This is a genomic window from Goodfellowiella coeruleoviolacea (genome assembly GCF_024171785.1).
Classification (GTDB): Bacteria; Actinomycetota; Actinomycetes; order Mycobacteriales; family Pseudonocardiaceae; genus Goodfellowiella; species Goodfellowiella coeruleoviolacea.
Map to the genome: position 1 here is coordinate 314,459 of NZ_JAMTCK010000007.1, position 11,280 is coordinate 325,738.

9 protein-coding genes, 1 pseudogene and 1 CRISPR repeat array are annotated in these 11,280 nt (G+C 66.1%); of the genes and pseudogenes, 8 read left to right on the forward strand and 2 right to left on the reverse strand.

What is annotated here, in order from left to right; all coding sequences use genetic code 11:
- Positions 1-167 precede the first annotated feature (167 nt).
- Complete coding sequence (locus tag LX83_RS17400; protein ID WP_253772572.1) at positions 168-914, forward strand: hypothetical protein; 747 nt, start codon at positions 168-170, stop codon at positions 912-914.
- Positions 907-1,794 carry a phosphotransferase enzyme family protein gene (locus tag LX83_RS17405; protein WP_253772575.1) on the forward strand — a complete coding sequence of 296 codons (888 nt, stop codon included), beginning with the start codon at positions 907-909 and terminating at the stop codon, positions 1,792-1,794. Before LX83_RS17400 ends, LX83_RS17405 begins: the two co-directional genes overlap by 8 nt.
- A 366-nt stretch (positions 1,795-2,160) precedes the next feature.
- Here the strand turns inward: LX83_RS17405 and LX83_RS17410 are convergent, their stop codons facing one another.
- On the reverse strand, positions 2,161-3,096 hold the full coding sequence (locus LX83_RS17410) for a hypothetical protein (protein ID WP_253772577.1): 936 nt from the start codon (positions 3,094-3,096) through the stop codon (positions 2,161-2,163).
- 632 nt (positions 3,097-3,728) lie between these two features.
- Between LX83_RS17410 and LX83_RS17415 the strand changes: the two genes are divergently transcribed.
- The 5 genes and pseudogenes from LX83_RS17415 (at position 3,729) to LX83_RS17435 (ending at position 8,630) form a co-directional block, all read left to right on the forward strand.
- Positions 3,729-4,010, forward strand: coding sequence for a hypothetical protein (locus LX83_RS17415; RefSeq protein ID WP_253772579.1), 282 nt, complete (start codon positions 3,729-3,731; stop codon positions 4,008-4,010).
- 659 nt (positions 4,011-4,669) lie between these two features.
- Positions 4,670-5,823: pseudogene (locus LX83_RS17420) on the forward strand (alkaline phosphatase family protein).
- Positions 5,824-6,092: 269 nt separating this feature from the next.
- Positions 6,093-6,245, forward strand: a complete 153-nt coding sequence (locus tag LX83_RS17425) for a hypothetical protein (RefSeq protein WP_253772581.1) — start codon at positions 6,093-6,095, stop codon at positions 6,243-6,245.
- Positions 6,245-7,336: a hypothetical protein gene (locus tag LX83_RS17430; RefSeq protein ID WP_253772583.1), complete on the forward strand. Its 1,092-nt coding sequence runs from the start codon at positions 6,245-6,247 to the stop codon at positions 7,334-7,336. Before LX83_RS17425 ends, LX83_RS17430 begins: the two co-directional genes overlap by 1 nt.
- Positions 7,337-7,892: 556 nt before the next feature.
- Positions 7,893-8,630 carry a hypothetical protein gene (locus tag LX83_RS17435; RefSeq protein ID WP_253772585.1) on the forward strand — a complete coding sequence of 246 codons (738 nt, stop codon included), beginning with the start codon at positions 7,893-7,895 and terminating at the stop codon, positions 8,628-8,630.
- Positions 8,631-9,059: 429 nt separating this feature from the next.
- Here the strand turns inward: LX83_RS17435 and LX83_RS17440 are convergent, their stop codons facing one another.
- A complete protein-coding gene (locus tag LX83_RS17440) occupies positions 9,060-9,365 on the reverse strand; it encodes a hypothetical protein (protein ID WP_253772587.1) in 306 nt (101 codons plus the stop codon).
- Between the two features lie 713 nt (positions 9,366-10,078).
- Here LX83_RS17440 and LX83_RS17445 point away from each other — a divergent pair.
- Positions 10,079-10,615 (forward strand): SMI1/KNR4 family protein, encoded by a 537-nt coding sequence (locus LX83_RS17445; RefSeq protein ID WP_253772590.1) that lies wholly within the window; start codon positions 10,079-10,081, stop codon positions 10,613-10,615.
- Positions 10,616-10,762: 147 nt separating this feature from the next.
- Positions 10,763-11,279: a CRISPR direct-repeat array (repeat unit 28 nt; unit sequence GAGCAACCCCCGCGGGTGCGGGGCCGAC).
- The last annotated feature ends 1 nt before the right edge of the window (position 11,280 follow it).

The following is an 11,280-nucleotide window of genomic DNA, read 5'->3' on the forward strand; positions in this document are numbered from 1 at the left end:
TGCCGTCGGGCAGCGGTACTGGTGTGGGCCGGACGCGCGGCGCTGGGCACCAGACAGTTCTCGAATGTCGGTGTCTCGTGTGGTGTCACGCCTGACGATGAGTTGCGCACCTGCGCTGGGCCTGCCGCCTGCTGGACACGCGCGCCGACGCGGTCGTCGGAGCGGGGATGTTCGAAGCTGTGGGAAACCTGGCAGGAGTAGTGGGCTTCTCCGCCTTCGACGTTGGCGACCACGACGCCGCGGCGCGGTGCTTCCGCTTGAGCCTCTGGTGTGCTGAGCAGGGTGGCTCGTGGGAGCTTCGCGCCGCCGCACTGGCTGACATGGCGCGCCACGCCATCCACAGGGGCAGGCTGGACGATGCGTTGTCGTTGATCGAGTTCGCCCAGGTTCGCGCTGACCGCCTGACCGCCACGGGACGGACAGTGATCGGTGTGCTCCACGCTCGGCTGTTGGCCATGCTCGGCCGGCATGACGAAGCGCGGGCCGAGGTGGACCGCGCCGACGCCCACTTCGCCGAACGCCAAGCAGCAAGCGATCCCCCTTGGCTGGCGTACTACGACGAGGCTGAACATGCGGGCAGTACCGCGCGGGCGCTGGTTCCCCTTGCTCTGGCGGACAAGCGGCCAGGAGACGCCGCCGAGCGCCTCGCCATGGCGATCCGGTTGCACAGCGACGCCTACCCGCGCTCACGCGCGTTCTCCAGGGCACGACTGGCTACCTTGTACATGACCGTCGGCGACCCGTACGAAGCTGTCGCACTTGGACGGCAGGCCGTCGCCGAGGCCGCCGTGCTGCATTCTCGGCGGATGAACGAGGAACTTCACACGCTGATGCGTGCCAGCGAACGCCATCTGGCCATACCAGAGGTCGCCGACCTTTCCCACTGCCTTGCATCGGCCACGAGCGATGTCTGATGCGGACGCTCACCTGCGCGGCGTGCTGCACCAGGCGGGTGTGAGAGCGGGCGTGCTCACCGCGGACGCGAGGTTGATCCGGCACGGCACGAACGCCCTCTACCAACTACCCGGTGGCGTCATTGCTCGTGTCGGCCCCCCAGGGTCGAGCGTCGTTGCCGGACGGCAGGTTGAGGCGTCGCGCTGGTTGGCTGGGGCCGGTATCCCTGTTGTCCGGGTTATCGACGGTATCGAGCAGCCCACGGTGGTTGAAGGCCGTCCCGTCACGTGGTGGGTGCAGCTTCCCGAACACCGCCCTGCCACCCCTGCGGAACTGGGGGCGGTCCTGAAACGACTGCACGCGCTGGCCGTGCCGAAGTGCCCGGTGCTGTCGACGGTGGATCCGTTCGAAGGACTGACCGAGTCGCTCGACACCGGGGCCTTCCTTGCTGAGGGCGATCGGGCATGGCTTCAATGCCTCGTGGAACGGTTGCGCGGGGAGTACCGGGCGCTGCTGCCAGGGCTGTCGTGGTGTGTGATTCATGGTGATGCGTGGCAGGGCAATGTTGTCGTGCCGCAATGTGGCGAACCGGTGTTGTTGGACCTCGACCACCTGGGAGTCGGCCCACGCGAATGGGACTTGGTGTCCCTGGCGGCGGACTACACCGACTTCGCCCGCCTCGCGCGTGCGGACTACGAGGCTTTCGTGGCCGCTTACGGCGGCTACGACATGACCACCTGGTCCGGCTACCGCACCCTGGCCACGATCAGGGAACTGCGTTGGACCGCGTTCGTTCTCGGCAAAGCCAACGTCAACCAGAAAGCGGTGGACGAGGCTCGACACCGAGTGGCCTGCTTGCGCGGCGAGATCGACCGACCGTGGTCGTGGTTGGCCTTCTGAAGCACGGCGACCGTAGGCAGGGGATGAACACACGGCAGCCCGGCTGCTCGCCTGCCTTCGTGGTCATGTCCGACTTCGACGGGAGGCGCAGCAGGACAGGAGCTGTTGCCCGGTCCAATAGCAGGGAGATCGAGAGCCAGGGCACATTCGCATCGTCACAGGCGCACTGTCAGACCGATGAGCCACGCGTGGTCCAAGGAAACCACTAGCGCTGACGGCCGGTCTGGGCCCCACACTGATGGCCAGCGCGGGGCCCAGGTTCGTCATGTGATGAGACCGAACACTCTCTTCGGCAATCTGGTGCTTCGTCGGTCAACGGTGCATCGTGAGGCTGGCTGGTCGGTTGACCTGATCGCGTCGCCTAGCTCAGGGCATCCACCATGCCGTCCGGTCAGCGCCTCCGTCCCGCAGTTCGTACCACAGGTGGCGCTTCTTGGTTGCCTCCGCACTTCCGGCTGGTGGGGGAGTGTTCCTGGGGTCAGGAAAATCGGCAGCCCGCGGCATGTCGGCCATCAGGTTGCGCACGGTCTCCTCACCCACGTTTGGGTGCAAAGATCGCAACATTCGCTCGATCTCTCCGCGAAAGACCATGTTCTCTCGCCGCAGGCGGGCGGTCGTCTTTTCCGCCTTGCTCTTGTATCGCAGGAGGCCCCATTTCTCGCCCTGGGCCCGTGCCAGCAGTTTCTCCACCAAGTCGACCTCTTGTCGTAACCTCCCGTTCATCGCCATCGCCTCACGCCATGCCCGGGTGAGAGACTGCACGAGCTGGAACACCTCGTCGTCCCGCTCACCACTGAGGCCCGGCACCGCGGGCGGTGGGGCGGGACTGGTGGTCGTCGCGGCGCTCCAGAAACGTGCGGCCCATTCCAGCCCACCGATCATGGTTGAGGTGATCGGCGTGACGCCGGGCTGGTCCCAGTGCGGCCGACGGATCTCTCCCCGGTATCTCTCTTCTGGCTGGTCACGGCCCGTGGCCTGGCAGAACAGGTACGCGGCCTCGGGCAGCGCCTCCTCTCGGCCAGCCGCGACCAACAGATCCCGGATTCTCTCCCACTGGAGGCGCCCTGGAGTGGCCGCCTTGCCCAGGTATCTCGCACAAGCTTTCTGTAGCTGGCCCCGGTTCTTCCCCGCGGCCCAATGCCCCTCCACATTGCCGAAGCGATCGATCAGACTGTCGTAGGTCGTGGTCAACTGACCGAATTTATCCACTAAGGTCACTACCAGGAACAGAATGAGTTTCCGTTGTGGTAGTTCCAGGTCCTTGCAGCTGAAGTCGTCGGTGGACCTGAGTTTGTCCACCACCCTGCCCCCTCGTCGCCGTAGCGGGGTCTCGCTTTCCCGCTCAACCGCGACCACAGTGCTGTGAATAGTGTCACCCAGCACATTCGCTCCTCGTGCGAACCCTGCCCGGGGAAGCTGAACGTCACTCCTCTCGCCGTTCGCTCCCGCCCTTGTCCCGGCAAACACCGAGGTCGATATTGGAGCACAGAGGCGGTCGACCACGATACGCAGGCCAGCCATTCCTTGCTGACCTGCTCAAACTCTTATGGCCGACGAAATTTGCTTTGTCAGGCAACCAATTCGGGTGATGGTTCCATGGTCGTTCGAGTGTGGGCTATGGTGAGAAAAACTACTTCTCGAAAGGTGAAATCACAAGGAAAAGTTCTCTCGCTAATTATGTCTTGTGGTGAAGGCTGTGCTCTACTATATGCAGAGCCTTACGCCGTCCGACGCCACAAAAGGTGGAGCCGGGCGACCTGGTGCAAAACAGGCCGCCCGCCCGACGTGGCTCCCAAGGAATCATGACCGCAACGTCAGCACGGAGACACGCGTGCACACCTTAGATTCGCCGGGCAAGCGCCGTCACGCCCGGAACCCCCTCGGGAACATCCACTACGCACGGAAGGACAAGCCAGCCACCGGCGTGACCGACCGTGCCTCGTGACCACCACGATGACCACCACGGCTGGACCGGATTCCTCAAGTGGGCACTTGGCAGCAGGCAGAGGTTTCGACGCTTTCTGATCATCCTGCTCGTCGTGCTGGCCACCCTTGTCGTGATCGGCTGCCTCTGGGGCCCCACCGTGCCCCTGCTCGGCGCCGGTACCGTCGGAGTCGGCCAGGGCGTGGCGAGCTGGACCAATCGGCTCAAGAAGCGCCAACCCCCAGCAGACCACCACCACGAAGCACCGGACTGCGACACGGACTCCTCCTGACAGGGCCCACCTGACCATTGGCACGATCGAATCCCTGAATCCTGTTTCTACCCGAGGCGACGGGAACGACAGTCCCCAGACATGTCCGGCGGGGTGACACAAGCTTCGCCGGACATGGTCAGGACCGACACGCCCACAGTCGGCCAGACCAACCTCATTGGATGGCAGTTGGGTGCACCGGTGGCACTCTGGCGCCCGATCGGGAACCACGGAGGCCATGGCAGCATGACCAGTGCTTGCCGTAGCGGCCATCGGAAGGGCTGATTTCTTTCACGGTGGTCGTCGAACCTGACTACCCTCCGGCCAGGCAGGACAGGCGCGTTCCCACTGGCAGGAAGACCTAGTGAACTACCGGCGCATGTCGTTCACCAGAGCATGAGTGCGGCACCCGTGAGGCATGAACGCGGCACTGCCCATGCTGACCTGAGGAAACAAGGGCGCGGGCCGGCCGACGGCGTCGCGTGGGCGGTGCCGTTGTTGGTCAGCAGGGCCGACCGCGACCTGGCGCGGGTTGGATCCACGACAGTGGTTGTTGTTCCAGCAGCTGATCCTGGCGTAGTGCAACCGAACGCCGCGGTGGCTCGTACCCTGGCGGCCAGACCGAGGAGCAGGTGCGGCTGTTGTTCCTGCTGTCCAGGTAAGTCCTAAGGTTCCCAGGCATGACTCTTGTGGTGCCCCGGTACGGAGCGGGCACGCTGGCTGATGTCGTTCCGTCCGTGCTGGCTGGCATGGAGGTGCCTGGGATGATCAACGTTCTCGGGCTTCCTCCGGCGTCACGGGTGTGCCTGCTCCTGGTGGACGGCTTGGGCTGGCGGTTGCTTCGATCGCATGAGGCCGAAGCACCGTTCCTGTCCTCGTTGGCAGCCGAAGGTGAACCGATCACGGCGGGGTTTCCGGCGACAACGGCAACCAGCGTCGCCTCGGTCGGCACCGGGCTGCCCTCCGGAGAGCACGGCCTGGTGGCTACTCGTTCACCGCCGGGGATGAACTGCTCAACGTGCTGGGCTGGTACCGGCACGGCCCAGGCCGCCGCCTCGATCTGCGGACTCGAGTTGTTCCCGAGCGACTTCAGCCCCGCCCGACCGCCTTCGAACGGGCCGTGGAGGCGGGTGTCGCCGTGCACGTGCTCGCTCCGCACGAGCACGACGGCAGTGGCCTGACCCGTGCGGTGCTGCGCGGCGGGCGGTTCCGCGGCGTCCACGGGCTGGGCGATCTCACCAGTGGCGTACTCCACGCACTCCACGATCGCGACCGCGTCTTCTGCTACGCCTACCACGCCGACTTGGACGCGCTCGGCCACGTCTACGGGCCCGGCAGCGACCCCTGGCGCTACCAGTTGGCCCACATCGACCAGCTCGCCGCCACCATCGCCGCCGGACTGCCCCAGGGCGGCATGCTCGTGGTCACCGCCGACCACGGCATGGTCACCGTCACCGACGAGGACCGGGTGGACTTCGATACGGAACCCGCGCTTCAGGACGGGGTGCGGATGCTCGGCGGCGAACCCCGGGTTCGACACGTCTACACCGAACCCGGCGCGACGAGCGAGGTGCGACACGCCTGGCACGAGGTCCTCGGCGAGCACGCTCTGGTTCTCCACCGTGACGAGGCCATCCAGGCTGGCTGGTTCGGCCCACACGTCGCTGGTTATGTCCGGCCCCGCATCGGCGACCTCGTGGTCGCGGCCCAGGACAACCTGGCGGTCATCCGTTCGACGGTCGAATCCCGGTTGAGTCGCTTTACCGGGCAGCACGGGTCGCTGACCGCCGAGGAACAGCTCGTCCCCGTGCTGGCACTCGTGAACGCCGACTAAGTCAGGTGTCAGACGCACGTCCTACCGCGGGTGGCAGAGCAGGATGCTGCTTCGGCAGGCTGCGCCACGCACGGGCATGAACACATTCACCTTCGGGGTAGGGCCTTCGTGGCCGCGCGTTCAACGCGAGGTGCTGCAGAGAGCGGCGTCCAGCCGGGGCGAGTTGCTCCAGCAAGGCGGTAGGGATCTCCGACAAAGCGCTTGTCGACGCAACTCGGCCAGGCTTGCATCATGTTTTCGCCGCCGAGCTGAGTTGGCTGGGTCAGCTGTTGCAGTTGAACGGCGCCGCCATCCTGGCCATCGAGACCGAGACCGAACGCATCACCACGGACGTGCTCGACCTCGTTCCACTGGACAAGACGGCGACCAGCACAACCCTCGCGCGGCGACGGCGCCGGGCAGGCTCGGCAGGCACGCGCTGATGGTCTCCCGCCTGCCCATCACGATCCGGCCCGCACACCAGGAGATCGCCGTCTCCTACCTCGCCTGGCTCGCCGCGTTGCATGACATGTCCGTTGAAGACCTCTGGCAGCAGGCCAGCCGCCCGAAGGCCAAAGGCAGTCCCACCCGCCGCCTCGACGGCGACCTGCTCGCCACCCAACCCCGGCACCGGCTCGAACGCGCCATCGTCGAGCCGCGCACGCCGAAACCGGACTGGCTCGCGCTGCGCCATCAACCACAGCGCGGCTGCCGCCGCTGCGACGCCCGCCACCCAGGCGGGCCAGTGTTGCACCTGCTCGGCCACCGCACTTACGTCTGCACCCGCCACCAGGTTTGGATCGGCCCGCCTGACCAGGTCGACCACCCGCAACCGAGCCTGGCCGGGCTGCCCGAAGTCGTCGCCGCGCAACACCGGCACCTGCGGCTGCTGCGCCGCGTCAGCCCGGCCGCCACCTTCGACGCGGTGCTGACGGGCTTCCTGATCTGCGCGCAACGCTGGAACTTCGCCGACCTCGACACTGCGGCCGACAGTGACGCCTGGCACGAGTGGGACCGGCGCGCCGACCTGTTCACTCCACCCGGCGCCGAGTCCGAGACCTTCAGCGCGTCCCGGCTCTTCGCCGCCAGCTACCCGAAGCGGTCGCGGTCGCCGAGCTCGTCGGATCGCTGCGCTGGCGGCGCCCGGCCGCCAGCAGGCCGGACGACCAGCGCGTTCGCCGCCGAGATCGGACGCCGCCTCGGCCAGCACGACTACCGCCCGCTCGCGTTCAAGGACCCGATCGCACGCTGGAGGGAACAGGACTGCTGGCAGTCGCCGAGCCTGCCGCACACCGACACCGCAGCCTCAAGACTTTCGGCGGACCCACGTTCCGCAAGCCCACCACCGGCAGCGACGAGAAGCGCCGCACCAGCGCGTTCTGGTTCAGCCGCCACCACTGCGGCGGCGGCGCGATGCTGCACCACCGCACCCTCACTTCGGTGGTCCCGCGCGACTGATCGATCAAGCGCGAGCTGTTCACCTCGGCGCTCGAAGTCACCACGAACACCGACACGAAACCGCGCAAGCCGGTAGCTGCTCACCGCCAAGGAGATCGCGGCTTCCGCGCCAGCAATGGGTCCGGCCGGAACCAGCGTCATCGTCCTACCTGGACACCGTCGCCGAACCCGTCAGCTGGCCAACACGATCCGGTCCACGAACGCCGGCAGGCACCAGGCCGCGACTTGCTCACGAGCACCGGACCTACAACCGGGCCCTCACCAACCCGCTCCGGCCAGCCCGCGCCATCGAAACCGCCAACTAGCTCCGGGCAACCGAGCCGACGATCGTCCGGGCCTAGTTGTCGGTAGTGGTGTCGGTGCCCGGAGGTACTTGTCGGGGTCGGTCAGGCGGTGCTGGCGCCGCCAGAGAGACCCGGCGGGGCGCGACCGACGCTGACCGAGCGGTTGCAGCTCCGTACGCAGATGAGGGCGGGGAGCGGCGTGTGCCGCTGACCGAGACCTGGTGAGTGCCGTTCGAGGCGTCCGTGATCGCGGTTGCGCCGATTGGCTGAAGCCGGGGTCCGCCCAACGCTCTTGTCGGGGGCGGATGGGATGCTGGCGGAGCCGACCACGGAAGGGAATCCCGACTGATGACCTACCAGCCTGGCGAATTGAACCTGACCTATGACCCGCAGCGGGGATGGTTCAATTTTGTGCTCTACAGCGAAACACCGAAGCTGTGGGGATCTGCGCTCAACGCCACCCAGCAACTGCGCAATTCCAGCCGGTACACGCAGGAATGGATTGGCCGGTTGCAGGACACCGAGCCGACCCCACTTCACATGGCCCTGGTCTCCAATAACGAGGCCCCGCGACTGTGGAGTCCCTGCGTCTTCGACGACCCCGAGTCGCCGTCGGCAATCGCTGGCGACGGCTGCGTGTGTCTGACGACCTTCTACGATCCGCTCACCTGGATGCCGGTGGTAAAACAGCACTACCGCACGGTCAGCGGGAACATCGAGGAATGGACTTACTGGACGTTCTCCCCATTGTCGCTGCCCGAGGGCCAGGTGCTGGAGCGGTTGATCATCGATCAGGACGCTGGCGTCATGTGGCTGCGCAACGACCGCGGGGAGCTGCACTTCCTACCCGAGAAGACAGGCGAGGGCTACAACGTCGGCTATGGCGGCGGTGGGCCCGGGAAGTTCGCCGCGATGATCGAGAAGATCGTGGCCTCCGACGGTCACGATGTCACCCCGGACACGAGCCAGGTGACGGCGAATCGTCATCTGAACGACTGGACGTCCTCGCCCGTGTCGAACCGGACGCGGGAGTTGTCCCTGGCGCAGCTGCGGACCTTGCGGACGACGGGGACCGCACCGGCCTGATCGCTCCTCGGTGACGATCTCCGAGGTGCCGCTGTCGGTCGCGGCTGACATCGTCAACATCGTGGGTATCCCGCCCGAGCCCTCCCGAGTCTTCCCGAGAGTGGTGCTACCAACGTCCTGACCCAGCACAACTAGGTCCGGACAACTCAACAAGCACCCGTCCGGAGCTAGTTGACGAACGACAGGTCACGGCCGCGCGATCCGTCGAGTTCGAGCGGACAGGACACCGTGTGTCCTGTCCGGCCGAACCTTGCGAAGTCCGGACTTACCTTGCGAGGCTGCTGCGAACGTCCGGACTTAGGTTGCGGGCCGTGAGGCGTGGCGGGCGAGCTTGCCCGCCGAGATCAGCAGCACCACGGCCGGCGCGGGGAGCAGGACCAGGTCCGGGACCACGCCCAGCAGCAGGCCTTCCAGCAAGGCGCCTTGAGTTCAGCCGCCTTGACCTGTTGTCCGATCCCCACCGGCCACCCTCTCCCCGGACGAGGGGGTAGTGCCATCACGCATGCTCACGGGCAGTCGGGGGAACGGTCCACGCCGGATGTAGCGCCAGTGCGAGACGAATACGACGATGGTCAGCGCGAGGCTCGTCGTGCCCAAGAACAGAAGCGCTGTCCAGTCGTCGAGCAGGAACGTCCCCGCGAGGATCGCGAAGACCAGGAACGCAGAGCCGGTCAGCACTCCGCGCCAGGTCGACCGCTTGAGGTCGTGCATCCGCTCGCGCTGCTCGTCATCCATCTCGCGATTCCCCACGCACCAACTCTCCCACATGAAACGGAACGCAGGACGATTCTTTGCGCGTCCGGGACGGCGGTCATCGCCGCGGACGGCTTGCCCCGGATTCCGCCAACTAGGTCCGGACAAACGCACGCCAACCTGTCCGGACCTAGTTGGCGAACCGCAGGTCACTCGCGTTGTCCTCGGACAAGTTCAACCGGACGGGACATTTGGGTCGGGCTGGTGAGCCGGCCGGAACGAACCCCGGCACGACGGGTGCCACCAGCGGTCCAGGAGGTGGGTCCGGGCCGGTCAAGGTCAAGGTTCCGGAGTGGGCGACCAAGGAGGAGGTCCGGCAGTTTTGAGCGGTACGTGGAAGGCTCAAACCGGGCGGTCGCCGCGAACGCGCTGTCCAAGACCGGGTGGGTGGCAACCACGAAAAACGGAATGCGTAACGAGGCTGAGAAAGCCGCCTACGCCGAGCGTAAGCGTGCCGAGCAGGCTGGCGCTCCCTATCAGGGGGTGGCTGGCCACGTGCCAGACGCTACCTGGATGGGTAAGGGAGAGCCGTACGAATGGCACGACATCGCCAAACGGGTTAACAGTTCCTTGGTTGGACAGGCAAACGGGTATCCAATAGGATACAAGCCCGCAAAATTTGAGATCGAATATCCTCCGTCGAACTAATCATGCGACGGAGGGAAGTAGTCTCCTCGTCGAGGAGTTCATATTCCATGACCAATCCGGCCGGCAACATCCCGCCATGGCCTGACCTCATCGCGGAGATGGGCTTGTTGCGGCGACGGGTCCACGAGGTCAACGACATCCACCCGTTCACCATTCCCCATTTCGCGGCAACCCAGAATCAGATAGTTGCAGCTGAACGTCGGCTTGGTGACGCCTTGGATCCGCAGCACCGCGACTTCCTCAGCTACGCCAACGGGTGGCCGGAGTTCTATCTCGGCAGCACTCTGCTGAGCACTGAACAACTCGGTCAAGGCCAGACGTGGGAAGAACTCAACCAAACCCTCGACGCCTTCTGCTCGTCCCTCGGTGATCCCAGTGTCATACCCCCACGCAATCAGATATACCCGATCACCTACCCTGAGGAAGGTTCTAGCATCTTCGCCATCTGGAAGGATGGTCCCGTTACCGACGGGGGACATCCCGTCCTCTGGCTTCCTTGGCGGGACTCTGAACCGTATGACAACTTCTTCGAGTTTTTCCGTGTTACCTATCAGGAATACGAGGCGGAACTCGAGCATGGCTAACGGTTCTGAGGAATCGAATGTACTCAACTGTTAAGGAGAGTAACCCCCGCATGTGCGGGGCCGACCACCGCCGGTGACGCACGCGATCGCGGTGGCGGAGCAACCCCGCGGATGCGGGGCCGACGGCTCGAAGCTGACCGCGCAGGGGAGCAACCCCCGCGGGTGCGGGGCCGACGCCTTCGTCCAGTCTGGCGTCTCCCCCCGCCCAGGAGCAACCCCCGTGGGTGCGGGGCCGACGCTGCGGCGCTCAGTCCAGCCAGACGACCTCGGGAGCAACCCCCGCGGGTGCGGGGCCGACGCGACGCCGACAAGCGGCAACGTCGAACCCACCGAGCAACCCCCGCGGGTGCGGGGCCGACTAACGGACGACGTCCCGCTCGGCCGCCTGCCCCGAGCAACCCCCGCGGGTGCGGGGCCGACGCTACCTGGGACACATCAACGGCCCTGGGCTCGGAGCAACCCCCGCGGGTGCGGGGCCGACCCGTTACCGAGGGCACGGCGAACAACCGCAGGGGAGCAACCCCCGCGGGTGCGGGGCCGACTTCTGGCTGAACCGAGTCTTGCGGGTGACCGTGGAGCAACCCCCGCGGGTGCGGGGCCGACGTACCCGTGGCGATCCAGCACGTGGCGCAGCAGGAGCAACCCCCGCGGGTGCGGGGCCGACG

What these genes read in the sequence shown, in the direction of transcription:
- LX83_RS17400 (WP_253772572.1), top strand. Translation starts at nt 168, where the DNA reads ATGTTCGAAGCTGTGGGAAACCTGGCAGGAGTAGTGGGCTTCTCCGCC.
- LX83_RS17405 (WP_253772575.1), top strand. Translation starts at nt 907, where the DNA reads ATGTCTGATGCGGACGCTCACCTGCGCGGCGTGCTGCACCAGGCGGGT.
- LX83_RS17430 (WP_253772583.1), top strand. Translation starts at nt 6,245, where the DNA reads ATGGTCTCCCGCCTGCCCATCACGATCCGGCCCGCACACCAGGAGATC.
- LX83_RS17435 (WP_253772585.1), top strand. Translation starts at nt 7,893, where the DNA reads ATGACCTACCAGCCTGGCGAATTGAACCTGACCTATGACCCGCAGCGG.
- LX83_RS17440 (WP_253772587.1), bottom strand. Translation starts at nt 9,365, where the DNA reads ATGGATGACGAGCAGCGCGAGCGGATGCACGACCTCAAGCGGTCGACC.
- LX83_RS17445 (WP_253772590.1), top strand. Translation starts at nt 10,079, where the DNA reads ATGACCAATCCGGCCGGCAACATCCCGCCATGGCCTGACCTCATCGCG.